The sequence below is a fragment of the Reyranella sp. genome (assembly GCF_965229815.1).
Classification (GTDB): domain Bacteria; phylum Pseudomonadota; class Alphaproteobacteria; order Reyranellales; family Reyranellaceae; genus Reyranella.
Genome location: NZ_CBDDJN010000009.1, coordinates 1 through 25,971, shown reverse-complemented (window position 1 = coordinate 25,971; position 25,971 = coordinate 1). Strand labels below are relative to the sequence as shown.

Here is a 25,971-nt window from a genome sequence, read left to right as displayed (position 1 = left end):
GGTGCCGCCCGGTCGCCGAGCCGATTGCCGGCACCGGCGCGCCCTCCTACCATTGCCGCGGGAAGCAGGGGAGCGCGGGTCAATTGGCTGGCGAGCAGCGGAGACTGGCAGCGATTCTGTTTGCCGACGCCGTGGGCTCGTCGCGCCTCATGGGCCGCGACGAGAGCGGCACCGTCGCGCGGCTCCTGCACCACATGGACAGCCGGCTGGGCACGGTCGTCACGCGGCACGGCGGGCGGATCATCCGGCTGAAGGGCGACGGCGCCCTGGTCGAGTTCGCCAGCGCCGTCGACGCGCTGGCCGCGGCCATCGAGTTCCAGCAGTCCATGGCCGAGGTCAATCGCGGGTTGGTCGGCGACGAGGCCATCCCGTTCCGGGTCGGTCTGAACCTGGGCGACGTCATCGTCCACGGCGACGATATCTACGGCGACGACGTGAACGTGGCAGCGCGGCTCGAGGCCGAGGCGCCGCCGGGCGGGATCGTCGTCTCGCGCTCCATCCACGACGCCGTCACCGGCCGGCTCAAGGCCACGCTGCACGCGATGGGCGAGCTTTCGCTGCACAATATCGAGCGGCCGATCCTGGCCTACCGCGTCGACTGGAAGGCGGAGGACTGGCCGGCCCCGGCGGCCGTGCCGGCCCGTACGAACGTCGCGCCGGCATCGCGGCCCGGCCCGGCGGCCAACCGGGAAGCGCCGCGGCTTTCCATCGTGGTCCTGCCGTTCGGCAACATCGGCGGCGCCCCCGACGACGAATACTTCGTCGACGGCATCACCGAGAGCCTCACCACCGACCTGTCGCGGATGAGCGGCATGCTGGTCATCGCGCGCAACACGGCGTTCACCTACAAGGGAAAGTCGGTCGACGTGCAGCAGGTCGGCCGCGAGCTGAACACGCGCTATGCCCTGGAAGGCTCGGTGCAGAAAGGCGCCCGACGCCTGCGGCTCAACGTCCAGCTGATCGAGACGGCCACCGGCAACCACCTGTGGGCGGAGCGCTTCGACAAGCCCACGGGCGACCTGTTCGACATGCAGGACGAGATCGTGGCCCGCCTTGCGCGGCAGCTCGGGATACAGCTGATCGGCGCCGAGGCACGACGCGCCGAACGGACGCCCACGCCCGATTCGCTCGACCTCTACTTCCAGGGCATGGCCATCCTGAACCGGGGCAACACGCCCGACAGCCTGGCCCAGGCGCGCGACCATTTCGAGCGCGCCCTGGCGCTCGACCCCGACAATATCGATGCGATGGTCTGGGCAGCCTATGTCGACACGCTCAGCGTGTCGCTCTACGCCGGCGACGACCGCAGCGCCCGGCTGGCGGCGGCCGAGGCGGCGCTCACCAAGGCCCTGCTGCTCGCCCCGGAGCATGCGGCGGCCCACCTGTTCCTCGGGCTGACGCTGATCCAGACCAACCGCGCGGTCCAGGGCATCGCGGCCTGCACGCAGGCGCTGGAGCTGGACTGCAACCTCGCCCCCGCCCACGCGATGATCGGGCTCGCGAAGTACCGCATCGGCCGCAGCGAGGAGACCGAGGCCCACATCAAGGAGGCCCTGCGCCTCAGCCCGCGCGATCCGTTCGTTGCGGCATGGCTCAGCATCGCAGGCGACGCCAAGCTCTTCCTCGGCAACGACGAGGAGGCGGTCGAGCTGCTGCGCAGCGCCCTCTCGCTCAACCGCAACAACCCCTACACCAACTTCCTGCTCGCGGCGGCGCTGGCGCATCTCGGCCGGCTCGACGAGGCACACGAGGCCGTGCGCGCCGGCCTCGCCCTCCATCCGGCGTTCACCATGCGCCGCTACCGCGCCGGTGCGTCGAGCGACAACCCGACCTTCCTCGCGCAGCGCCAGCGCGTCGTCGAGGGACTGCGCAAGGCGGGCGTGCCGGAGGGCTGATCAGGGCATCGGCTCCCTGTCGCTTCCCATGGACTTGAGGAACTCGATCAGGGCCAGCCGCTCGTCGGGCGCGAGCCCGCGGCCGACGACGCCCCTGCCCTGCCCGGGCTTGCCATAGGAATCGTCGAAGGCGTGGCCGGTGTTGCGATTGCCGGCCCGCGAGGTGTCGAGCAGGAACCCGCCCGCCAGCTCGTCGTGACGATATCCCAGTTTCGCCGGATCGTACTCGCGATGGCCGAGCCAGAACCTGGCCGGTCGATCCTTCACCGGCGACAGCAGGTCGGCGATCGTCGGCACGGAACCGTTGTGCAGGTAGGGCGGCGTCGCCCACACGCCGTCCAGCGGACGGGCCTTGTAGATCGCCTCCAGCCGGACATCGTTGTCGCGGTTGCCGTCCATCCTGTCGCGCTCGTCCTGATCCATCTTCCGGCTGTCGTACCAGGCCTTCGTCGTCCTGCCGACGACGTCGCGAAGCGCGAACAGGAACCTGTCGTCCGTGAGGCCCAGCTCCGGCGGCACCTTGACCCGGCGGCTGGCGACGGTCTCGAGGTACGTCGCGTCCGTGCCGACCTCCTCCACCGGAACCTCGACCAGCTTGAGATAGCGCTGCCCGGCCTTGTTCGGCGCGGTCCAGTGCTCGGACTCCCAGAACGCGGGATTGCGCTTCGACGGCAGGTGGCAATGCTGGCAGATCTCGACATAGAGCCCGGCGCCGCGCCGGGCGAGCTCGACGTCGATCGGTCCCAGCGTTTCCTCCGGCCACTTCGGCGGATGCAGGCCGGTGAAGCCGCGCTCCTCGGTCGGCTGTCCTCCGGCAAGCATCGTCTCCATGTCGCCGAGCTTGCCGATCTGCACGGTCGACGCGTAGAGCGGCGCCGTCAGGCTGCCGCCGGGCACGAGCGTGCCGGCGAGCGCGACGGATCCCCCGGTGCCGAGCGCTTCGCCGGCATTGCGCACCATGGGCTGGCCGATCGAGGCGCTGTACTGGGCCCACGGGAACCAATGCGTGTCCCAGATGCGGGGGAAGTGCACCGGTGCGGCGGTGGCGGCGTAGTTCCCGGGCCGCTCGAGATCGATCGCGAAGACCTGGTTGCCGATGCGGGAGAGGGCATCGAGCCGTCCGAAGCCTTCCCTGGTGCCGAGCGGCTCGACGGCGTCGTCGAGCGCCTTCAGCGCCTTGGCCCGCACGACCGCGGCAGCCAGCTGGTCGCGCAGCGCGGCGCGCGACTCGTCGTTCGCATCCGCCCCCAGCAGCCGCAGGGCAAAGCGCCTGAAGCGCCATGGATCGATATCGGTCAGGAACAGCGACACGGCGATCGCCTCGTTCAGGCTCTTGAGGTCGATCATCGCCGAGCCGCCGTCGATCAGCAGTTCGGTGCCGCGGTAGGTCAACCGGCCGGTGTGGCAGGCGGCGCACGTCAGGCCGAGCATGCCCATGGTTCCGCCCGTCCCCGGATTGCGCCACGGCCGTCCGTCCGGCAGCAGCATCGGTTGGGCGGCCGGGTCGCTGCACGCCAGTCCCACCGGCAGGCGATGCCGCCAGGTCAGCAGCTGCTGGCCGGTCTGGTAGCCGGCCGTCGAATCGGGTTCGCGGCAGTGCCGCCAGTCGTAGGCACCGGCCTCGGTGCTGGAGGGAATGAGCCCGAACCGGTCGAGATACGCCGGATCGGAGAACGCGCCGGCATCGCCGAGCGAAGGCCTCGGCTGCTCCAGCGCGACGAACCACTCGTACGGCACGTTCATCATCGGCGGGAACTGCCCGCCCTGGTTGGCGTGGTGGTACCACTCGCGGTCGCCCGGCTTCCAGTTCTGCTCCATCCATACCGACTTCGCGACCGACGGATAGGTCGGCAGCGGGATGGCCAGGCCCGTCGAGAGCTTGACGGCCGCGACCGTGCCCCAGGACAGCAGGCCGGCGATGACGACCAGCGTCGCCCAGCGCCACACCGGCCGCCACGGTGCGGGGGGCGGCAGCACGCTCATCGGCTCGCGGCGCCGCGCCAGCCTCACAATGTGGCGGAGCCGCGAGGTCGCGGCATAGACCGAGCGGCGGACGAGATTGATCTCGCCGACCGGCTTGTGCTCCGGCAGGGCATGCCATGGCGTGTAGGACAGGCCTTCGCCGAAGGCATCCTGGTCGCGCGTGTCGAAGACCTGTGCGGGGATGGTGATGTCGGCGACGATCTGCTCGGGCGTGTTCCATTCGACGGTCGGCGTGTCGATGTCGTCCGGCGTGGCGTCGGGCAGCAGTTGCACGCGGAACTCGAAGGTCGCCGGCCGCGCCTCGACGGTGAGCTGCTCGACCATGGCCCGCCGCAGGTAGTTGCCGTCGCGGCCCTGCGTCGGGATCGGCGGGCCGCCGTTGCCGGGACCGGGCACGGCGCTGTAGCGGCAGATCGTGCGGCCGCCGCCGAAGGCATACGGCACCTGGCTCCAGAACACCCGGGTCAGCGGGCTGTCGGAGATATGGTTGTGATAGTTCGAGACGACCGAGAGATCCTCGGGATGCTTCGCCCCGAGCCACGCCAGCCATTCGGTCGGCTTGCCGCCGAACTTGAGCACCAGCTCCCTGAACAGGCGGAGGTACGACTCGATGTTGCGCACGAAGAAGACCGTGCTGTCGATCAGGATGAAGTCGTGCGTCTGGGCATCCCTCTCGTTGGGCAGGATCTTCTCGCCCGTCACGCCGAGCAGCTTGATCGCCATGCCCTGCGGGCCCTCCGCACGGTCCTCGACCTGCGGACCGTTCGAGAAGCGGATCAGCGCGTCGTAGCGGCCGGGCCTCGCGAACAGCCCGACCTTGTACGCCGGCGGGATGTCGTCCCGCACCTCGAAGGTCGCCCGCACGACGCCATGCTGCTTGGGATGCTGGCCGCGGCGGGAGAGCCCCGACTTCGCCATCGCCACGAACTGCAGGAGGACGATCTGCCAGATCTTGAAGCCGGCGCGCGCGGTCGGCGGATCGGTCCGCGATTCCATGACTGGCTGCCCGGCCTGCGGCACCGCTTCGCTCCCGGCACCGCCCGTCGCCTGCGGCACGACGGCGGGGTATGCCGGCGGCAGCCCCGCCACCGACGTGCGCACCCTCAGGAGCACGTCCGAGCCGCCGCCGGTGATCCAGGCGGTCCGGCCGTCGGGGCCGCCCCAGCACAGGTTCGACGGCATGGGCATGGCCTTGCCCGGCACGGCGAGCTCGAAGCGTTCGACGATTTCGCCCGACGGCGACACCACGGTGATCCCGCCGTTGCACAGGGGCGTGTTGGACGGAAGGATGGTCACGGCGTGCACGTTGCCCTCGGAGTCGACCTTGATGGAATCGAGGTCGCCCGGCATGGCGGCGTTCAGCACGTACGCGCCGTCGACGGTGGCCGGGTTGGGACGGATGCTGCCGGGCCTGTCGAGCTCCCAGTAGAGGAGCTGCCGCCGGAAGGTGAGCGACACGTAGAGGCGGTCGCCGGCGGGCGAGAGCGCGATGCCGTTCGGCCCGTCGAGCGGGAAGATCTTCTCGCGGATGTAGGAGCCGTCGGTGTGGGCGTAGTAGATGCCGGTGATGTCCTTGTCGCGCCCGCGGGACTTGCCGAAATCAGCGAACCAGAAGCCGCCCGAGGAGTCGAACACCAGGTCGTCCGGGCCGCGCAGCCGCGACGGCGACGGCACCTCCCTCGGCACGCGCGCGCGGAGACCGCCCATCTCGGTGCCGATGGCACAGTCGGTGTAGAGCGTCTCGAGCCTGCCGGTGGAGAGGTCGAGGACCTGCACCGAGCCGCCGGCATAGTCCTTCGCCTGGCGCTCGCCCAGCGAGATCACCTGGCCGCCGGGCAGCGGAAACTGCTGCCACTCGAAGCCGCCGTTGTTGCAGATGTAGAGCCTGCCGTCGGGTCCGAAGGCGGCGCCATTGGGCCCGCCGGGGATCTTCGCCACCACCACCTGCGAGCCGTCGGGCAGCACCCGGGTGAGGCATTGCTTCCTGATGTCGACCAGCAGGACCGAACCGTCGGGCAGCGCGATCGGCCCTTCGGAGAAGCCGAGGCCCTGACAGACAACCGCCAGGGTCGAAGCGTCGTAGATCGGCGACGAGTTGCCCATGCCCCTTCAGTCCCCGGCGAACGGTGTGGAAGGACGGTTGCACGCACACGCTGCTCAAGCATGCCACCATCGCGAGCGTTTTGCGAACGACGCGCTCGCCGGGACGGGCTTTCTAATCTGGCTGCGGACAATCATACTACGGCCAACACGAACGGGGAACGAGATGGGCGACTGGCCGGGAAACGCGGCTGCCGTCGACGCGGCATGGATGGACGCCGTCCTGCACCGCAGCGGCGTGCTGTCGACGGCCAGGGTCCGCAAAGTCACAGCCGCCAATCTCGGCCTGGGCATCGGCATCATGGGCGAGGTCTCCCGCCTCACGATCGACTATGACCGACCCGAGCCCGGCGCGCCGGCGAGCGTGATCGCCAAGTTCCCGACCGCCGATCCGGTCAATCTCGGCGTCGCTCGCGCGCTTTTCCTCTACCCGCGCGAGATCGCCTTCTACACCAGGCTCGCCACCCACGCGCCGATCCGCACGCCGCGGTTGCTCCATGCCGAGTTGGACTTGGCCGACCACAGCTTCGCCCTGCTGCTCGAGGATTTGCGCGATGCCACCCCGGGCGACCAGATTGCCGGGCTGACGCCGGCCCAGGCCGAGGCGGCGATCACGGCCCTGGCGCGCCTGCACGGCGGCTTCTGGGGCAAGGTCGATGCCGGCGACATGACCGCGCTGTTCGATTTCGCCAGCGACCCGTACGGCATGGCCGTCCAGGCCGGCTACCAGGGCTTCCTGGCGCCGGCGCTCGGCAACTTCGCCGACTGCTACAGCGACTATACGAAGAAGACGGCCGAAGGCCTCGCCCCGGTCGCCGCCCGCGTCATCAAGGACCTGTCGTCGGGCGTCCGGAGCTTCGTGCACGGCGACTATCGCGCCGACAACCTGATGTTCGGGCCGGCGCTCGGCGAGGACGGCGTCGCCGCCGTCGACTGGCAGATCTCGGGGCGCGGCGGGCCGCTCTACGACGTCGCCTATCTCATCTGCAACAGCCTGCCGACGGCCTACCGGCAGCAGGCCGAGAAGGCCCTGCTGCAGCGCTATCACGACACGCTGGTCCGGATGGGCGTCGACGGCTTCAGCTTCGCCGAGTGCTGGCAGTCCTACCGCCTCGCCGTCCTGTGCGGCCTGTTCGTCGTGGTCTTCACGACTGGCGGCATGGACCTCGGCAACCAGCGCGGCCTGGAGATGGCGCGCGCCGTGGCCCGCCGCGTCGACGCCGCGGTGCGCGAACTGCAGGTCGGCGATCTGCTGCCGGCGTGAGGACGGCAGCGGCGCCGCGCTCCCCTTTGTGACGAACCAGGACCGCACCAGGGCCGATACGGGCCGCGGGGGGACGGAACGATGGACCCGGCGAGCCTTGCTGGAGGCCGGGCGAGAGAGCCATCCCCGGTCGTGAATCTCGGTCGGCTTCGCCAAGCTGATCGACAACCCTGCCGCCAGCTGGCCCTACGCCTCGGACACTCAGCCTCCGACGGCCATGGTCGGCTAGCCCCGATTCCTTCGCCTCATGAGGGAGCGCTGGAAGCTGCATGAGCATCGTCAACGGCCCTCTCGGATGCACAACATGTCGTCGAGAGCCGTGGCCGTTGCCCTGGATCGATCGGACCTACTCGCTACCGGAGCGGTGCACGGATTGCGGTCGCAGCCTGGCCACGGCAAAGCCGATGTCGTCGGCCAGGACCGACAGCAGGATCGTCTCGTCTCGCTCGAAGGCATCGGGCGCTCCGGCGAAGAGGGTCAGCGCGCCGAAGACGCGGCCGTCGACCTTCAGGGGCAGGCCGATGGCGGACAGGAAACCACGCTCCAGGGCTTCCTGGCGCCAGGGTTTCATGCGCGGGTTGGAAGCAGCGTCCTGGTCGACCTGGACCTCGCCGGTGCGCAGCGCCCTTGCCGTCGTCCCTTCGCCGCGCGGACCGTCGTTCCCGGTCAGGCCCGCCCTTGCGGCGAAGCCTTCGTCGACGCCGACCCTCGCGACCAGCCGCACCGAGCGCGCGGCATCCTCGTTCGGGACGCCGACAAAGGCGCCGCCATAGCCGCCAAGACGCACAAGGGCCTCGCAGACACCCCTCAGAATCGCCTCCTCCGAGCCGGCCCGCAGCACGACCCTCGTCGCGGCCTGGAGTGCCGCGCGCACCTGCGACATACGGGCGATCTCCCGTTCCAGCGCCGTGCGGTCACCGATGTCGTGGGTGAAGACTTGCCCATTGGGCTTGCCGGCGACCCGGCCGCCGGCGTCAAACGCCGCCTGGTCGGCTGCGATGACATGGCCTTGGCTGTCGATCATGAGAACGATGTTTCGGGCGACCTGCGTCAGCTGGGCGAAGTGTTCCGACAGGGCCGCGTGCTCGGCCTCGGCGTGCTGCTGGTAAGCCAGCAAGGCCGCGCGTCCCTCGCCCCACATCACCACCAGCATCACCGTGGCGAGCAGGACGGCCCCGCCGATCACCAGCGCGAGCGTCAGCGTTCGGCGCCTGAGGGGGGCGGAGAACTCGTCTTCTTCGGTCTTGGCGACGACGAGCCACGGCAGGCCCTTGACGGGCACGCTTGCCGTCAGCACCTCGACGCCACGATAATCGCGGCCGCTGTGCACGCCGCCCCCCTGGCGCATGGCTTGCGCCGTGGACCGTTCGCTCGTCGCCAGCGGCACGCGGTACGTGTCGGGCGGCGGCACCGGCGTCAGGCGCGGCGGTGTGATGAAGACCAGGTGGTCGCCGTCGCGGCGCACCACCATGACCTCGGACGAGGGGCTCGGTGTTGGCCAGGCCTGTACCTGCTCGAGCAAGCCCCGGAAGGGATCGACGGTGATGGCCAGCACGGCCGCGAGCGGCCTGGCGGCGTCGCTTCCGGCGACCGGCGCCAGGAAGCCCATGTGCACCCGGGACGGCGTTCCGTCATCCTTGTAGACGTCGACGATGCGCGGCGCCGTCGCCGGCGCGCCGGCCAGCCCGCGCGCCGCCTCGGCCATCGGCCGGTCAGGCGCAGCGCCGGCGCCGACATGGACCAGAACCGCGCCGTCCGGCGCGAACAGCGTGGCGGCGACGCGGTCCGGGTTGGCGGCCAGGGCGTCGGCGAACACGAGCTCGACCACGCGCCGGACATCGAGGTCGCCGGGCAGCCGATCGAGCGGCATATGCGCCAGCGAACGCGCCAGGAGCCCGGTGTCGACAGTGCCCTCGACCAGCCACTTGTCGATCTGCTGGGCCTTGAGACGGGCCACCACGTCCTGCCGGGTCGCGCGCTCGGACTGCGACGTGGCGTCGAGGTCCCTGACGTAGAGCCAGGCGATGCCGGCGAGGGTGACAGCCGCCAGCGCCAGCACCATCGCGAACTGAAGCGCCGTCCGGCGCATCGTCGCGGCGATCGGGCGCTCCTTCACGGCGTGCCGCGGGGGGCGACCCAGATACCATGCAACGTAGGCCATGAAGGCGGCAGCCACGACGTAGGTCGCCAGCATCCAGGGCGACACGAGATGGGCGAGAAAGGCCGCGGTATGCGCGACCGGGTCGGCTGGTCCCCGGGTAACCAGCCAGGCACCGACAAGGGTGTAGACGATGGTGCCGAAGGCGAACGCGGCGAACAGCCAGCGGCTCCTGTCGAGCAGCCTGCCGGTCCCTGTCGCCTTCGTTTCATCCATTGTCGTCAGTCCCGCAACGATCTCATGTCACTTGGATACAGGGCCAAAGACGCGTGCCGACCGCGTTCAACGAAAACACGTGAACTCGCTCGACACTAAGTTCCACGAGGGTTTCCTTCCAGTCCAATTCACAGTAAAGTTGCACACGGTCGCCAGGTCAGAGCTCCCGCAGGGCGCACTGGAGTCGCCATGCCGCGCCCACTGGTACATCTCATCGCCGCCGGCTCGTTCGCCTGGCTGGCGGCAAGCGGGCAGGGAGCGACGCTGACCGTCGAGACCAGGACCATCCCGGGGCTCACGCCGCAGTCCGCGATGGCGTCCCACACGATCCGCCTGACCGGTCTCATCGAGGGGGGCGACGCCAGCCGGTTGCGCACGGTCCTGGAAAAACTGCGTGCTTCCCCAACGAAACCGGCGCCCGGCAGTCCGCTGGCAACCCTCGAGCTCAGCAGCAAGGGCGGAGATCTCTACGAGGGATTGAAGCTCGGCTATCTGATCCGCGAGTTCGACGTGGCAACCATGGTCCGCGCCCATGACCTCTGCCTGTCGGCGTGCGCGCTGGCCTTCCTCGGCGGCACGCAAAGCCACGAGGCCGCCAAGGCCATTCCCAGCCGCAGCCTCGAGATCGGCGGCCAGGTCGGATTCCACAACTTCTACCTGACCTCGCCCAGCGACCTGTCTGCGAACGCCAGGGATGGCCGCGAGGGCGTCGTCGTCGGCTTCAACGCGGCGCGCGGCGGCGCGGCGGCAATGGTCCGCTACGCCGCACAGATGGGCATCGATCCAGGCTTCGTCGGACGCGTGATGGGGTTGCCGCCGGACGGCTGGGAATATGTCGACACGGACGAGATGTTCGTCACCTTGCGCGTCTGTCCGATCGGACTGCGCCGCCTGCCGTCGAACCCGGCGGCGATCGCCGCCAGCATATGCAACCACGCGACCGGCGGGCTGGGCCGCGCCTCGCCGCTGCAGGCCCGCTCGCTGCCGATACGCGACGCTCGCCGTCATCTGCTCGCGCGGGTGCACGACACGGCCCAGGCGGGCTCGGCAAAGGGTCCGCTGGCCAGCCAGCTGGCCGCCGTGCTGGCGTCGCGCGACGAAGCGCTGGTCGACGCGGTCTATGCGGGATTGCGGAGCGCGGGTGTGCCCCTGCCCGAGGTGATGAGCGCCAACTACGAGGTGACGGGCTACAGCGTCGGTGGCGTGCCGATGGAATGCCATGTCAGCTTCACGCGCAGCGACCCGGCCCGGTACGACGTCGTGCTGGTGTCGCCGGCAGGCCTCACCAAGCCCTTCGAGACGGCGCCGGCCGCCTGCCCCGCCCTCTTCCTGTTCGAACGCGACGAGGTGCTCAACCCGCGGCGGTGAGCAAGAAAACCGCCGATCTCGAAGGATCGGCCGGTGCTGCCGGAGAGGATTGAACTGTCGACCTCTCCCCGTGCCAGGGCAGGGCTATCGCATATGACCGCAAACCCCGTCATCCCGCAGTCGGAAAAAAGGTCCCTCGACTTCGCCGCCCTTCGGGCGGCTTCGCTCGGGATGACGGAGATATCGGCGGCGCGCGGCCTCACCGCTCGGCGGGCCAGCCCGATCGCGCGGCCCGGCGCAGGGACGACTTCACGATCAGGCGATGGAAGGGCGCGATGGCCGCGATGTAGGCGCGCCCGCCCCAGTGATTGAAGGTCACGACCGTCGTGGCGACCAGCCGGCGGCGCGGGGTGGAGCCTTCGACCAGGACGGACAGGCGGAAATCGAGATGGCGGTCGTCCTCGCCGAGGACGATCTCGTGCCGGCGCCGGTCGTAGACCCGGAAGAAATCGATCCTGTCGGTCGCCCCGTCGTCCCGCAGCCCGGCCGACGTCTTGAGGCCGAACCCCGCCACGAGCGTGTCCCTGAGAGCCAGCAGCCAGCGCACCCATCGCGCCTGGCCCGACAGCATGTGGGTGGCGAGGCGCCCGGCGTCGTCCGTCGCGTGGCCCGGCAGATCGATCGCGAAGGCGTCGGCGAAGCCCGCCCCGGCGTAGAGCGGCCGGAGCACCGAACCTTGCGGCAGATCGATTCGAGAAACGCGGGCCATGGAAGTTCCGCCGTCACGGACGGGAAGTGGCGAGGTGATGGAAGGCAATAGCAAGGGCGGTGCCCGTCCTCAAACGGCGGGCGGCCGGCCGGTGTTTCTGGCAAGTGCCCCTCCCCGCCCGGCGGCAACCGGCCATTGACGCGCAGACACCCCGGCCATCACCCTTTACGATCCGTGCGAACGGACGAACGAAAAGACTCTCGGAGGGAACGATGGACCAGGCGAGCTTCGACTTCATCGTCGTGGGCGCCGGCTCGGCCGGGTCGGTGCTGGCCAATCGACTGAGCACCGATCCGCGCAACCGGGTGCTGGTGCTGGAGGCCGGACGCGAGAGCCATCCCTGGTCGTGGATCCCGGTCGGCTTCGCGAAGCTGATCGACAACCCCGCGGCCAACTGGCTCTACGCCTCGGAGCCCGAGGCCTCGACCGGCCAGCGCCGCATCCCCATCCCGCGCGGCAAGCTGCTGGGCGGCTCGTCGTCGATCAACGGCATGGTGTTCGTGCGCGGGCAAGCCCAGGACTACGACACCTGGGCGCAGCTCGGCAATCGCGGCTGGAGCTATCGCGAGGTGCTGCCGATCTTCCGCGACATGGAGAGCTTCCAGGGCGAGGCCGACGAGGAGTATCGCGGCCGCGGCGGGCCGCTGAAGGTGAGCGAGAGCAACGAGAGCGGCGCGATCTACGACGCGCTGATCAAGGCCGCCGGCGAGGTCGGCATCCCCTACACGCGGGATTACAACGGCGCCAGCCAGGACGGGATCGGCATGACCCAGGCGACCATCCGCGGGGGCCGCCGGATGAGCACCGCGGTCTGCTACCTCGATCCGGCGCGCCGCCGGCCGAACCTCACCATCGTCGCCAACGCGCTGACCGGCGGCCTGCTGTTCGACGGCAAGCGCTGCGTCGGCGTGCGCTACACCGTGGCCGGCCAGGTGCGCGAGGCGCGCGCCACCCGCGAGGTGGTGGTGAGCGCGGGCTCGATCAACTCTCCGCAGCTCCTCGAGCTCTCCGGCATCGGCCAGCCGGAGCGGCTCCGGGCGGCCGGCATCGAGGTGCGCCACGAGCTGAAGGGCGTCGGCGAGAACCTGCGCGACCACTACTCGCCGCGGATGAAGTGGACGGTGCCGCCGGCGCTCGGCCTCACCTACAACGACAAGATGCGCGGCCTCGGCACCGTCGTGCAGGCGCTGCGCTATGCGCTCACCCGCAAGGGGCTGCTCGGCCTGCCGGCGGCGCCGATCCGCGCCTATATCCGCACCCGCGCCGGGCTGGAGGCGCCTGATGCCGCGATCTCCTGGGTCCCCTTCCTGATGAGCGAGAACTTCAAGCTCGCCAGCACCTCCGGCATCACCGCGATCACCAACATCCTGCGCTCGGAGAGCACCGGCAGCATCCATGTCACGTCGAGCCGGCCGGACGCGCCGCCGGCGATCCGCTTCAACTTCCTGAGCGCGGCGCTCGACCGCGAGGTGACGCTGGGAGCGATGCGTATCACCCGGCGCATCATGACGGCGCCGGCCATGGCGGCCATCGCCACCGACGAGATCGCGCCGGGCGTCAACATCGACGCCGACGACGAGCTGCTCGACTGGGTCCGGAACACCGCCGAGACCACCTACCACCCGGTCGGCACCTGCAAGATGGGACACGACCCGATGGCCGTGGTCGACGACCAGCTCCGCGTCCGCGGCCTGGCCGGGCTGCGCGTCGCCGACGCCTCGATCATGCCGACGCTGACCTCGGGCAACACCAATGCGCCGTCGATCATGATCGGCGAGAAGGCGGCGCGGATGATGCTGGGGGCAACGGATCAGGCCGTCGCGGCGTGAGCGAGTCCGGCGATCCGGGATGGCACGCCCCGGACCGTGTTCAGCCTGATCGGGCCGGATGGCGGTCGCAGACGCGTGTACGAACTTCCATTCACGGTTTTACAAGTTGACGACTGTCCAAGTTTTCGGCCTCATCATTGTTAAGCGCCCCTTCGCATACCGCGTTGTCGTAACTGCGACGTTTGACCGAATGTTACTGGAAATGATGGTCGCCCCGTGCGCCACGCTCGGGGGAGAAGGAAGGGGCGCTCAATTCCATGACTGAACTGCCGGACGAGTTGCAGTCGGCGACCAAGTTCTACGAATTCCTCGGAGTGAAGTGCGGAGAGCGTGCCTTTCTTGAGAAGCACTCAGTCCATAGGTACAGCGCCGCATTGATTCCGAAGCGAAGCGGCGGGACAAGGATGTTGCTGGTCCCAGAACCGCGGCTGAAATTCCTGCAGCGCCGCACGCTTCATTTGCTTGAGAAGCTGTATTCGGTGCGTTCGCCTGTCCACGGCTTTGTGACGGGCCGAGGTGCGGTTTCGAACGCAAATGAACATCAGAGACGGCCATATCTTCTAAATATAGACCTGAAGGACTATTTCGGCGCAATCTCACGGCGGCGATTGATCGGAATGTTGGAGGCGGTTGGCCTTGATACTGAGACAGCGAAGGCTGTTGCCGTAGTCTGTGTTACGAGGAACCAGCTTCCGCAGGGTGCGCCTACTTCGCCTCTTTTGGCTAACATGATCAGTTATCGCCTCGACGGCGTTCTTATGCGCTTCGCCAAGCAGCATCACTTGAGGTACACACGCTATGCAGATGATATCTCTCTTTCAAGCTACACGCAGCCATTGGCGCTGTTCGAGGGCGGGCTGCCGGCCTCTGGCAAAGTGCAAATCGAGAAGCTTTCCGAACCACTGCGGGCAGCAATCCATTCTAACGGGTTCGAGATCAATCCTGGAAAGGTTTGGTTCGCGGGGCCAAGAGCGCGAAAAGAGGTCACAGGCCTCGTCGTAAACGAGTTTACGAATGTGAAGCGGACGTTTGTGCGCGACGTACGGGCAGCTCTCTACAAGCTAGAAAAAGTGGGCGTTACTGCTGCGGAGAAAGACTATCAGAGCCGATATAAAACAAGTGCCGCTTTAGAGTGGATAGTTCGTGGCCGGCTGGAATGGATTGGGCAGGTTCGAGGGAGAAGGTTCAGCGCCTATCGAACCCTAGCGAAACGCTTCAATAGGCTGTTCCCGCATTCGCCTCCTCTGCCAATCGAACCAACAAATGAAGACATTGTTGATCGTGCAGTTTGGATCGTAGAGTTTGCAGAGGGCACAACTTGTCGGCAAGGCACGGCCTTCTTCCTTGAGGGCGTAGGCTTAGTTACGGCCAATCACGTTCTAAAGGACTTGCCGGTTGGCAAAAGTGCCGAACTCTTCAAGCCGAAGACATCTACGAGGTATTCGGTGACAGCCTCTGGTCAACAATGTGAGCATCGTGACTTAGTGGTGCTAACGCACCATGTACCTGCAGACGCGTATCACAATCTCCCCGCCTCGGCGTCGCCCAACAACATACATGATGACATTGTAGCGCTTGGGTTTCCCGACTATGGCCCCGGCGATGAGCTCAGCAAGCGCCACGGCAAGATCGTTGCTCGACCGACCAAACATGGCGTCAAGCTAATAGAAGTCTCGGCCACGCTCCCGGACGGCATAAGCGGCGGTCCAATTGTAAACAATCGCTATGAAGTAGTTGGCGTGGCGCAACGTGGCGGGTACGACCAGAACAGACAACTGGCCGTGGAGATTTCAGAGCTTCTCAGGCTTGTGTCGGAGAAGCCAAAGACGTGACCCTATGGGGTTGCCTCGCGTCAGGCAGTATTCCTTCGCCGGGCGCCCACCGAATCGTCAACCGAGTTCGCCTCCAGGTTGCACAGCTCATTATGTGCACCTGCTGGCGTCAACATTTGGCACCGGCACGATCCCTCCTTTCATCACCTTTGCCCACCGCCACGAAGTATTTTGGAGTTCCTAGTACGACAAGCAGTCGGATGCTAACGGCCACAAGACTTGGATTTTAGGGGAGCAGACCGTGCTTCAGTTCGTGCAGATGGTGGCCATTTGGATCATGCTTTGGAGGACATTCGACAAGTCCATACCGAGGGTGGTCGACGCAAGAATGGTGAGAACGAATTGAAGCCAAGTCGAGCCACGCAGGCATGGCCGATCTTTGCAATGATGCGAGTGAACTCGGGCACCTTCGCCGTGCCTGCCGGTTCGATTGATACAACTCGCAGCTCCCGACATAGCGAACCAAGATGTGGCCCGTTCTCCCTCAGTGAGGTTGGCCCGAAAGCTCATCCGGTAATTCAAGGCTCGGAAAAACCACAAGAAATGCGCTTAGCGAAATGTCTGCTCAAGCCCGTGCCGCGGTGGCTGATTGCGCCGCTTGCGAACCGCGATGCAACTGCTCTCCTATTTCTCCTTATCGGCTAGCGGTTCGCCAAGCGTCGCAAAGGCTCTTGGTAGCTGGCAATTAGCGTCTCAAGGTCTTCCACGCCCTTGAAGAACGACTGCGAGTCAACTCCGTACTCGTCGGTCAGTTTCAGGCGACGGCGTATTTCTCGGATTGCCGCTTCATCCACCGGACGTGTCCATCCGGGAAAGCCGACATTCATAATGCGCCTCGAGTGGCCTGATCGATCAGTTTGGTAAAGGTCAATGTAGTTCCGATACGGGTCCTGGAGATGGCAGTTATACTTGCGCAGGAGACGATCCAACTCACGAAAGGTAATAACGTAGAATCTCTTATCGGTTCGACGTGTGTTGCGCCTGAGAAACTCCGAGATACAAGCGACTTCCCGATCCTCACTTGGAGGAATGCCGTACTGGTCCATCAATGGCGCCAGAGCATGATCGGCAATTGACACGGTAAAGTCTTCGTAGACACGCTGATCAACATCCGGAATGCGGGACTTGCGCTTCAGGTAATAGAGAGACGAAAGGAATGCCGTGCGCTTGTTGGCATCATGGAAAGGGTGATCCATGATCAGGCCAAACATAAGAGTTGCGCAAATGTCGAGTGGATCCGTCCATTTGCGCCGACCACCAAAGCTTACATGTTGCCGAAACATCGCCGAGTGGAGAAGGGCCAGGCTCTTTGGCCCGATACCACCCATCCCTGTTCCCTCCGCGTAGAAGAAATCCGCGATCGCGAAATGCGCATCAATAACGTCTCTCAGACCAAGAGTATCCTTCGTCGCGTAGGCATCCTCTTTAGGCAAGAGGGCGAGCCATCGCTCATACTCCCCCCGGACTTCAGCGTCCGTAATGACCAAGTCTGCCATTTGGTGTTCTCAGCCCGTCGGTCCAATAGGCGGATCCGGAAGATTAGCCTCGCAACCCGTTGCCCTTCAAGCACGCCGGCACCACCTCAACACGGGCCACGTTCCGCGAAGATCGCGCGGGCGTCGCGGTATTCGTACATCGGCCGGAGGCCCGCTGTAGAGCGCATTGGGGCCGGCGTTGGACGTCGTTGCGCTCCCGGATGGTCGTGGCCCGCCGGTGTTGGCCCGGCTGGCGAGCGCCTTATCCCCTGAGGGCTGCGCCGTTCCTCGATCAGTCTATATAGTGCCGGCAAGATGATGGACCGGCGAATGGCCGAGACATAGCTCGGCACGCCGGCAGTGCTACAATCGGCTTGGCCGCAGAGTACCCGCGCACGGCCCGTGTGGAGGTTTGACAGGTAGATGAACGACAGGAAGCCGGCGCCCGAGGCCACGGCCAGCGAAGAGCCCCGGGATTTCATTCGCGACATGGTCCAGGCCGACCTCGCCAGCGGCCGGGTGGCGGGCATCGTCACGCGCTTTCCGCCGGAGCCGAACGGCTATCTGCATCTCGGCCACGCCAAGTCGATCTGCCTGAACTTCGGGCTGGCCGTCGAGACCGGCGGGCGCTGCCACCTGCGCTTCGACGACACCAATCCCGTGAAGGAGGAGCAGGAGTACATCGACGCCATCCAGCGCGACGTCCGCTGGCTGGGCTTCGACTGGGGCGAGCATCTGCACCATGCGTCGGACTATTTCCAGACGCTGTACGACTGGGCCGAGCACCTCATCCGCGCCGGCCTCGCCTATGTCGACGACACGCCGCCCGACGAGATGCGGGCGATGCGCGGCACGCTGACCGAGCCGGGCCGGGCCTCGGCCGATCGCGACCGGTCGGTGGAGACCAACCTCGGCCTGTTCCGCGACATGCGCGCGGGCAAGTTCCCGAACGGCGCCTGCGTGCTGCGCGCGAAGATCGACCTCGCGTCCGGCAACATGAACCTGCGGGACCCCGTCCTGTACCGCATCCTGCACGCGACCCACCCGCGCACCGGCACGCAGTGGTGCATCTACCCGACCTACGACTTCGCCCATGGCCAGTCCGACGCCATCGAGCACGTCACCCACTCGCTCTGCACGCTCGAGTTCGAGGACCACCGTCCGCTCTACGACTGGTTCCTCGACCACCTGCCGGTGCCGTCGCGGCCGCGCCAGACCGAGTTCGCCCGCCTCAACATCGGCTACACGGTCCTGTCCAAGCGCTACCTGACGGACCTGGTGCGGCGCGGCATCGTGAGCGGCTGGGACGATCCGCGCATGCCGACCCTGGCCGGCCTGCGCCGCCGCGGCGTGCCGCCGGAGGCGATCCGCGAGTTCGTCCGGCGCATCGGCATGTCCAAGGCCAACAGCGTCGTCGACATCGCCATGTTCGATCACGCGATCCGCGACCGCCTCAACCAGGTGGCCGAGCGGCGCATGGCGGTGCTGCGGCCGCTCAAGCTGGTGATCGAGAACTTTCCCGAGGACCATGTCGAGGAGCTGGAGGCCGTCAACCATCCGGCCGACCCGGCCGCCGGCACGCGCACGCTTCGGTTCGGCCGGGAGGTCTACATCGAGCGCGACGACTTCATGGAGAACCCGCCGAACAAGTTCTTCCGGCTGGCCGTCGGCCGGGAGGTGCGGCTGCGCTACGCCTTCCTCGTCACCTGCCGGGAGGTCGTGAAGGACGCCGACGGCACCGTGGTGGAGCTGCGCTGCACCTACGATCCGGCCAGCCGCGGCGGCAATGCGCCGGACGGGCGGAAGGTGAAGGCGACCCTGCACTGGGTGTCGGGCCGCGACGCCCGCCCCGCCGAGGTCCGCCTGTACAGCCCGCTGTTCAACCGCCCCGACCCGGGCGCCGACGGCGACCTGGACAAGGATCTGAATCCCGGCTCGCTCGAGGTCCTGACGGGCGCGCTGGCGGAGCCCTCGCTGGCGGAGATGCCGGCGGGCGAGGCCGTGCAGTTCGAGCGGCAGGGCTATTTCTGCGCGGACCCGGAGAGCCGCCCGGACGCGCTGGTGTTCAACCGCACGATCGAGCTGCGCGACACCTGGGCGAAGATGCAGGTCGGATAAGGGAGGACGGGATGGCCAAACGGATCGTGGAAAGCCCGGAGGCGATGAAGGCGCTGGTCGGGCAGGAGCTGGGGGTCAGCGACTGGCTGGTCATGACCCAGGAGCGCATCAACACGTTCGCCGAGGCGAGCGGCGACCATCAATGGATCCATGTCGATGTCGAGCGCTGCAAGACCGACATGCCGGACGGCAAGACCATCGCCCACGGCAATCTCACCTTCGCGGTGATCTCCACCTTCGGCCGCGACATCCTCCGCATCGACAATGTGCGCAACGGCATCAACTACGGCTCGAACAAGGTGCGCTACACCAGCCCCGTGCAGGTCGGCGCGCGCATCCGCGGCCGCCAGAAGCTGCTCGCCGCCGACGACATGCCGAACGGCGGCATCCGCATGACCTACCAGTGGACCGTCGAGATCGAGGGCAAGGACCGGCCGGCCTGCGTCGCCGAGACGATGAGCATCGCCTACCCGAAGACGTGAGCGCCGCCGCAGCCCTGGAAGCGTGATGAGTTCAAGTCGGTCCCGTCGTCCCGACCGGAGCCGAGCGCAGCGAGGCGGAGCGGAGGGACCTTCTCTCCACGACAAGCCGCTTAAGGTGGAGAGAAGGTCCCTCCGCTGCGCGCTTCGCGCTCCGGTCGGGACGACGGAGCTGAAGTCATCGCGCTCCGGACGCTACTTGATCGCCAGCAGCTCGACGTCGAAGATCAGCGTGGCGTTGGGCGGGATGACGCCGCCCGCCCCGCGCGCGCCGTAGCCGAGCTCGGGCGGAATGATCAGGGTGCGCTTGCCGCCGACCTTCATGGTCGCGACGCCCTCGTCCCAGCCCGCGATGACGCGCTTCTGGCCGATGGGGAACTCGAAGGGCGACCCGCGATCGACGGACGAATCGAACTTCTTGCCCTTCTCGCCCCCTTCGGAGAGCCAGCCGGTGTAGTGCATGACGCAGGTCTGGCCGGTCTTGGGGCTCGGGCCCGTGCCGACGGTCGTGTCGATGATCTTGAGGCCGGTCGGGGTCGTCATGGCTTTTCCTTGCGTTTGCGCGGCGGCCGCCCGGGCGGCGCCGAGGGTGGTGAGGGCGATCATGACACGGCGGGTCACTGGCACGGTCATTGGCATGGGACGGCTTTTCCTCGGGAGGGGTCGCGGGCTCTGGTCAGCGATACGGGACAATGGCGGGGAAGCCAATAGCGATCGCGGCGGCGCGGACAGGAACGCCCGGATCGAGCGTCGGCCACGCGCGGGGGCACGGGTGACGATGGCGTCAGATGTCAGCGACGACGGTGCTCACTCCCGGTAAACGATCCTCACCCTGCCATCCCTGGCTTCGACTGGCCTCGCGATCACCGCCATCCGCGAGGGGTCCCATCGGTGCTCCATCATGCGCAGCTTCAAGGGCGTCCGGAAGTTCACCGCCGGGGTGATCGGCGCGGCGGCGATCGTCGCCACGACCAGCGGATCGGGATCGGTCGCCAGGCTCGCCTGGAAATCGTCGGCGCCGGCCGTATCGAACCTCGGCAACGGATACAGATCGCCCTCCTTGACGTTGCCGTTGGGACTGTCGCGCAGGGCAGTGGGCCGTTCCAGGATCCATTCGGCGCTGGCGCCGGTGGCCGGCACGGGCCGCGGCGTGTCGTCGTCCGATGGGTCGTTGCTCGGCGGCGGACCGAGTCGCAGCGAGTGGCCGCTGTCGTTGACACGCAGGAAGAACTGCACGTGATTCCGGTCGCCCGGATCGGGCTGGCCCGGCGGCAGCAGCGTCATGCAGCAGTAGACCTTGTCGTCCGGCTTCAGCGTGGGCCCCAAGACGACCGGGACCTGGAGGGTGCGGCCGCGCAGCCACCATTGCCACCACGCGAAGTACTCCATCGGGTTGCCGTCGCTATCCCGTTCGCCGGTGTCGCCCGCGACCTGGGTCGTGCCCATCTGGGGCATCGACCTCATCCACCGCCTGAGCCCGTCGATGCCGATCCAGGTCGAGCAGACCCAGGGGCCATCGCCACTGCCCGCGCTGACCGCGGGAACGGTCCAGCTGGCGATCACCTGGTTGAAGCGGTCGCCGCGGTTGGCGAAGATCGCCGCTCCCGACCAGTTCCGGCTCGAGGCGAGTCGACCGCGCGGAATTTTCGCCACCCGAGCCTGCGTCACGTCATCGTCCCCCTGGTCGGCGGGCAGGGCCGACAGGCCAAACGCCATGTCGGCGCGGAACGCGTAGGTGCCGACGTTGCTGTCGTCGAAGGGCGGCACGATCTTCAACCTGGGCGGAAGCATCTCCTGCCACAGCCGCAACGCCTGCGGATCGGTCGGCCGCGGCGGCAGCCCAAGCCGCACGAAGTCACCGACCGTGAGGCTGGGGTCGAGGAGGTCGAGATCCGCCGGCAGGGGGAGCGGCGCCTGGCGGACGATGCGCGCATCGAGCTCGATGCGAAGCGAATCGAACAGCGCGTTGTGTGTCGGCTTGTCCCCCGACACGCTGCCCTTGGGGTCCTTTTCCTGTGCCATCACGGCCACTCCATCTGCGCGGCCTCGACAATGGCCTGGAAACGTCGGGCGATTGACGCCGGAGTAGCCGCCGGCGGAATCGGTTGCGGCACAGTGTCGGGCAGCGCGTTCGACTTCAGGACCTCGAACAGGCTCTGCGCCAGGTTCGCGCCCCCCTTGGAATCGCTTTGAAAATGCAGGCCGGCGATTTCGCGGTTCCGCGCGATCCGGTCGGCCAACTCGTCGATCACCAGACCGAGCTCCTCGCGAATGTCGACGTCGGGCGGCGGCGCGCCGGCCGGCAGCGCCTCCTTGACGCAAAGCGCCATGAGATGGGCCTGGGTCGAATGGCCGCTCGGATAGGCAGGATGGCCCGGGACGGGGATCGGCGGCATCAGGCCGGGCGCAAGCTGCGACGGCCGGCGGCGCTGGTACAGGTTCTTGAAGTGCATCGAGCCATAGCAGCCGATCAGGCTGCCGATCTGCAGCAACTGGCAGGTGTTGGGATGGGTGCGCGGCGAGATGTTGAGGGCCGCCATGAAGTAGCTGGAGATTCCGTCGGCCTGCGCGAGGATCTCGCCCAGCGCATCGGGGCGCTCATCCTCCGCGAGGCGGATCAGAGCCTTCAATTCGCGCTCGGGGAAAGTCGCCATCACGTCTTCGACGGTGATCGTGAAGCTGTCGCCGGGGCCGAAGCCGGTGCCCGTGTCGATCGTCAGATAGAGCTTCTGCGCCACCACGGTCGGGCCGGCGTTCAATGCAACGACGGTGTTGAAGCCATTCGGGCCCGTGAAGTCGAACCTTCCATTGCCAGTCGCGTCCTTCCAGGCCAGCAAATAAACACCGGGCTCCGTATCGGATCGGGTGGGCGAGATCGGATCCATGACGATCCGCCCCTTGGCTGCAAGAACCTGCGTTGCGACGTCGACCGTCAGCGCCGGACCGGCCCGCAGCTTGTCCGGCTCGTCCAGCCAGACCAGGCGCTCGACAGTGAGGTCGAAGCTGTCGCCCACGACGAAGGCGGTGCCGCCCTGATTCACCTTGAACTGCAGCTGCGTGTTGAACTGGGCGAACCCGCCGCCGCCTATGGTCGCGGTTTGCAGCAGATTGCCGTTGGGTCGCCTCAGCTGGAAGGTGGTGTTCGCCCCAACGGCGGTACAACGCACCCGATACCTGCCGAGCTGCGCGCCGGCCAGCAACGGTATGGGATCGACGACGCAAGTGCCATTCCCGGTATTGCCGATGGACTGCACCGTGACGCCCCATGCCGTCACCTTGATGTCGAAGCCCCCGCGGTCCGAAAAGTCCGTTCCGGCCTGGGTGACCTTGAATTGCAGTTCGTCCGCGAAGTCGATGTGGCCCGCACCCGACGGAAAGCTCCTGTCCACGACTATCCGGCCGCTGGGCGCTCTGAGCCGCATCACGCCGTCGGTCGTTGCCGTCGGCGCCTTCACGCATCGCACTTCGTAGGTCCCGACACACGCGGCTGGCAGCGCCGGCGTCGCAGCGTCCAGCGTGCAGCTCGACCCGGCGGGGGCGTTTTGGGCGACCGGGGCAGCGACCCGGCGCAGCGGCGGCCGCGCATAGGGCAGCGTCGCCACCTGCGCGAAATCGATCAGCATCCGCCACGCCGACCAGTCGCCGGCCCAGAACCTGTCGTTCCAGGTCTGCACCGGAGGAAAGAGGCGCTGCCGGGCGACCCCGCGCTCGGTGATGAACGGCAGGTCGACGCGGTCGGGCAAGAGGCCGAAGCCGCCGCCCCCGGCGCGCCCGATGGCGCCCACATTCCCTTCGTTGCCTTCGTTGCCCTCGTTGCCTTCGTTGCTCGGTGCCATGTCGATCTCCCCTCGGTTCCGGAGAACGCGTACGCCACCACAACTCTCAATCCGGCAGCCCGGCCTCCCGCAGGCGGGCGACGACCCCGTCGAGCAGCGCGCCGCGAAACGGCGTTCGACGCGCCCACGACAGGATCCGAAATCCGGGTTCGGCCGCGAGCAGCGCCTTCGCATGCGCGGCGGCCCGCTCGTTGCGGCCGAGCGCGACCAAGGCCGCGATCAGCACGCGCAGGTTCGACGAGAAGCGCGGGTTGCTCGCCAGGGCCCGCTCGCCCCATTCGACGGCGAGCTCGTGATGGCCGTTGATGTAGTGGGCCTGCGCCAGCATGCTCTCGTGCCGGAAGGCAAAGGGATCGCGCGGCGACAGGCGCAGCGCGCGCTCCGCCCGCAGCACCGCCACCGGCCCGTCGCCCCTGTACCCGCTGGTGCAGCTGGCGAAGGACCAGGCGAGCGGCAAGTTCGGACCGGAGGCGAGCGCACGCTCCAGCAGGGCCGAAGCGCCCTCGAAGTCGTGGTCCAGGAAGGACTTCATGTGGCCGCGGATCGCCAGCGCAAGCGCCAGACCCTCGTCGCGCGCCAGCGCCGCTTCCGAGCAGCGCACCGCGGCGGCGTGGTCCGCGCCCCATGTCGGGGGACCAGCCTTGCCCGATGCGCAGGATATGCCAGTAGGCCGCATAGGCCCAGGCCGGCGCGTAGCCGGGATCCTCGGCGATCGCCTGCTGGAGCAGGCCCCGCGCACGGTTGAAGTCGCCTTCGTTCAGCCGCAGCATGAGGTCGTTGCCGCGCAGGAGCAGGTCGTAGGCGGTGAGACTGTCCGCCGGCTTGCGGCGCGCGCGCTGGAGCTCCCATTCGCGGATGTTCGGGGCGATGCTGGTGACCGCCTGGGCCGAGATCCGATCCTGGATGTCGAAGAGGTCGGCAAGCTCGCCGTCATAGCGGTCGGTGCGGGTGACCGTGCCGTTTTCGGTCTCGCTCAACTCCGTATGGATCCGCAGCCGGTTCCCCGAGCGCCGTACGCTGCCGGACAACACATAGCGCACCCCGAGCTCGCGACCGACGATCCGCACGTCGGGCCGCTGGCCGGCATAGGCGACCGTCGAGCCCTGGGAGATCACCAGCAACTCGTCGAGCCCGGACAGCGTATGGATGATCCCCTCGATCACGCCGCCCGCGAGATACGTACTGTCGTTGTCGTTGCAGGCGGCGGCGACGGAGAACGGCAGAACCGCAATCGATGGCCGCTCCCGGCCGGGTGTGGACATCGCGGTCGGTGCCGGCAGCGTGCCTTGCCGATGCATCACGAATGCCTGGATGGGCCGGCTGAGATTCTTGGGATAGAAATCGCCGACGCTGACAACCGTCGCCGGGACTTCGCCCGAGATCGCCTCGGCGACCATCCCCGAAATCACGATGCCTCCGGGTTCGGCGTACTGCTGAAGCCGCGCCGCGACATTCACGCCGTCGCCGAAAACGTCGTGCTCCTCGATGATGACGTCGGCGAGGTTGAGCCCCATCCGGAACAGGATCGCCTCGCTGGCCGGCCGGTTGCGGTTGGCGTCAGCCGTCTGCTCCTGGATCGCCAGGCCGCAGTTCGCAGCGCTGATCGCGCTCCGGAAGGTGGCAAGGAAGCCATCGCCGGTATGCTTGACCAGCGTCCCTTCATGCCGCGCGAGCGTCGCCAACAACGATCTCCTGATTGATCTGCATCAGGGCGCTTGTGGGTCTCCTCCTCGGCGCTCTCCATCAGTCGCGTATAGCCCGCCACGTCGGCTGCCAGCACGGCCAGCAGGCCCCGGCGAGGGAACGGCAGCGGGGTCGCTGGCACATCTCTCGGCGTGCGGTGTGGCGGTCGTTTGCCGCGTGGGGGAGCTCGAGCCACAACCAATACTAGCGGAAAGGACCGCGACTAACCTTGGATTTGAATGACCAAGCCTGTGACTTCGGCGAGGTATGTCAGAGCGTGGCGGTCTCTTGACCCGGGCACCGCCGCGAACGCAACGCACCCTCACCCGTCATCGCGCATCAGCGCTCACCACCCGCCCCGCCTCCATCCGCACGACCTCGTCCGCGAACGCCGCCGCCGCCGCGGGATCGTGGGTGATCAGCACCGTCGTCTGCCCCGCCCGCTCCTCCGCCAGCGCCGCCATCAGGGCGCGGGCGGTGGTGGCGTCGAGGTTCTCGGTCGGCTCGTCGAGGACGAGGACCAGCGGCTGGCGCAGCAGCGTGCGGGCGATCACCAGGCGGCGGGGCCTGGCCGGCCGACAGCCGGGCGCCGCCCTCGCCCACCCAGGTGTCGAGGCCGTCGGGCAGGTCGCGCACGAATTGGCCGAGCCGGGCGACGTCGAGGGCGCGGTGCAGCGCCGGCTCGTCGGCCTCCGGCGCGGCGATCAGGAGGTTCTCGCGCAGGGTGGCGTTGAAGAGATGCGCCTCCTGCGGCGCGACGCCGACCAGCCGGCGCAGCGCGTCGGGCTCGTAGCGCCTGAGGTCGTGGCCGCCCAGGCGGATCGTGCCCTCGTACTCGCGGAAGCGCACCAGCAGGCGGGCGATCGAGCTCTTGCCGGCGCCGCTCGGGCCCAGCAGCGCGACGCGGCGGCCGCTCGCGATCGCGAGGTCGAAGCCGTCGAGCGCCGGCGGCGCGTCGGCGGCGTAGCGCAGGCGGACACCGGCGAAGACGAGGCTGCCGTCGCGCGGCACGGCTGGCGGGTCCGG

16 protein-coding genes and 2 pseudogenes are annotated in these 25,971 nt (G+C 67.6%); 7 read left to right on the top strand and 11 right to left on the bottom strand.

Annotated features, from left to right (window positions below; all coding sequences use genetic code 11):
* Window positions 1-83: 83 nt before the first annotated feature.
* Window positions 84-1,895: an adenylate/guanylate cyclase domain-containing protein gene (locus ACO073_RS30365; protein WP_422003206.1), complete on the top strand. Its 1,812-nt coding sequence runs from the start codon at window positions 84-86 to the stop codon at window positions 1,893-1,895.
* Here ACO073_RS30365 and ACO073_RS30360 read toward each other — a convergent pair whose 3' ends face one another.
* Window positions 1,896-5,981 carry a di-heme-cytochrome C peroxidase gene (locus tag ACO073_RS30360; RefSeq protein ID WP_422003204.1) on the bottom strand — a complete coding sequence of 1,362 codons (4,086 nt, stop codon included), beginning with the start codon at window positions 5,979-5,981 and terminating at the stop codon, window positions 1,896-1,898. It abuts the gene before it with no gap.
* Window positions 5,982-6,144: 163 nt separating this feature from the next.
* Between ACO073_RS30360 and ACO073_RS30355 the strand changes: the two genes are divergently transcribed.
* The gene (locus ACO073_RS30355; RefSeq protein ID WP_422003202.1) at window positions 6,145-7,242 is read left to right on the top strand and encodes a phosphotransferase; all 1,098 of its coding nucleotides are present in this window, start codon (window positions 6,145-6,147) and stop codon (window positions 7,240-7,242) included.
* Window positions 7,243-7,588: 346 nt separating this feature from the next.
* Here the strand turns inward: ACO073_RS30355 and ACO073_RS30350 are convergent, their stop codons facing one another.
* Window positions 7,589-9,616 carry a GAF domain-containing protein gene (locus ACO073_RS30350; RefSeq protein WP_422003200.1) on the bottom strand — a complete coding sequence of 676 codons (2,028 nt, stop codon included), beginning with the start codon at window positions 9,614-9,616 and terminating at the stop codon, window positions 7,589-7,591.
* A 189-nt stretch (window positions 9,617-9,805) separates the two neighbouring features.
* Between ACO073_RS30350 and ACO073_RS30345 the strand changes: the two genes are divergently transcribed.
* Window positions 9,806-10,984: a hypothetical protein gene (locus tag ACO073_RS30345; protein WP_422003198.1), complete on the top strand. Its 1,179-nt coding sequence runs from the start codon at window positions 9,806-9,808 to the stop codon at window positions 10,982-10,984.
* A gap of 199 nt (window positions 10,985-11,183) precedes the next feature.
* Here the strand turns inward: ACO073_RS30345 and ACO073_RS30340 are convergent, their stop codons facing one another.
* The gene (locus ACO073_RS30340; RefSeq protein WP_422003196.1) at window positions 11,184-11,693 is read right to left on the bottom strand and encodes a DUF2867 domain-containing protein; all 510 of its coding nucleotides are present in this window, start codon (window positions 11,691-11,693) and stop codon (window positions 11,184-11,186) included.
* 212 nt (window positions 11,694-11,905) lie between these two features.
* Here ACO073_RS30340 and ACO073_RS30335 point away from each other — a divergent pair, with 212 nt between their 5' ends.
* Entirely contained in the window at window positions 11,906-13,522 is a 1,617-nt protein-coding gene (locus ACO073_RS30335; RefSeq protein ID WP_422003194.1) for a GMC family oxidoreductase, read from the top strand.
* Window positions 13,523-13,779: 257 nt separating this feature from the next.
* The gene (locus tag ACO073_RS30330; protein ID WP_422003193.1) at window positions 13,780-15,354 is read left to right on the top strand and encodes a reverse transcriptase domain-containing protein; all 1,575 of its coding nucleotides are present in this window, start codon (window positions 13,780-13,782) and stop codon (window positions 15,352-15,354) included.
* A 641-nt stretch (window positions 15,355-15,995) separates the two neighbouring features.
* On the opposite strand, the gene ACO073_RS30325 is transcribed toward ACO073_RS30330, so the two are convergent.
* Window positions 15,996-16,850 carry a Fic family protein gene (locus tag ACO073_RS30325; RefSeq protein WP_422003192.1) on the bottom strand — a complete coding sequence of 285 codons (855 nt, stop codon included), beginning with the start codon at window positions 16,848-16,850 and terminating at the stop codon, window positions 15,996-15,998.
* A 402-nt stretch (window positions 16,851-17,252) separates the two neighbouring features.
* Between ACO073_RS30325 and ACO073_RS30320 the strand changes: the two genes are divergently transcribed.
* Together ACO073_RS30320 and ACO073_RS30315 are read left to right on the top strand one after the other, a co-directional pair.
* Complete coding sequence (locus ACO073_RS30320) at window positions 17,253-18,947, top strand: glutamine--tRNA ligase/YqeY domain fusion protein (protein ID WP_422003191.1); 1,695 nt, start codon at window positions 17,253-17,255, stop codon at window positions 18,945-18,947.
* Window positions 18,948-18,958: 11 nt separating this feature from the next.
* Entirely contained in the window at window positions 18,959-19,429 is a 471-nt protein-coding gene (locus ACO073_RS30315) for a MaoC family dehydratase (protein ID WP_422003190.1), read from the top strand.
* Between the two features lie 192 nt (window positions 19,430-19,621).
* Here the strand turns inward: ACO073_RS30315 and ACO073_RS30310 are convergent, their stop codons facing one another.
* The 7 genes and pseudogenes from ACO073_RS30310 to ACO073_RS30280 form a co-directional block, all read right to left on the bottom strand.
* Window positions 19,622-20,032, bottom strand: coding sequence for an FKBP-type peptidyl-prolyl cis-trans isomerase (locus ACO073_RS30310; protein WP_422003484.1), 411 nt, complete (start codon window positions 20,030-20,032; stop codon window positions 19,622-19,624).
* A 201-nt stretch (window positions 20,033-20,233) separates the two neighbouring features.
* Window positions 20,234-21,448 carry a G1 family glutamic endopeptidase gene (locus ACO073_RS30305; RefSeq protein ID WP_422003189.1) on the bottom strand — a complete coding sequence of 405 codons (1,215 nt, stop codon included), beginning with the start codon at window positions 21,446-21,448 and terminating at the stop codon, window positions 20,234-20,236.
* Window positions 21,448-23,262, bottom strand: a complete 1,815-nt coding sequence (locus ACO073_RS30300; protein ID WP_422003492.1) for a hypothetical protein — start codon at window positions 23,260-23,262, stop codon at window positions 21,448-21,450. Before ACO073_RS30300 ends, ACO073_RS30305 begins: the two co-directional genes overlap by 1 nt.
* A gap of 46 nt (window positions 23,263-23,308) precedes the next feature.
* Complete coding sequence (locus tag ACO073_RS30295) at window positions 23,309-23,863, bottom strand: tetratricopeptide repeat protein (protein ID WP_422003490.1); 555 nt, start codon at window positions 23,861-23,863, stop codon at window positions 23,309-23,311.
* 835 nt (window positions 23,864-24,698) lie between these two features.
* A pseudogene (locus ACO073_RS30290) lies at window positions 24,699-24,944 on the bottom strand (adenylate/guanylate cyclase domain-containing protein); the annotation flags it as partial.
* Window positions 24,945-25,274: 330 nt separating this feature from the next.
* Entirely contained in the window at window positions 25,275-25,499 is a 225-nt protein-coding gene (locus ACO073_RS30285) for a hypothetical protein (RefSeq protein WP_422003489.1), read from the bottom strand.
* A gap of 73 nt (window positions 25,500-25,572) precedes the next feature.
* Window positions 25,573-25,956 (bottom strand): annotated as a pseudogene (locus ACO073_RS30280) (ATP-binding cassette domain-containing protein); the annotation flags it as partial.
* Window positions 25,957-25,971: the final 15 nt, after the last annotated feature.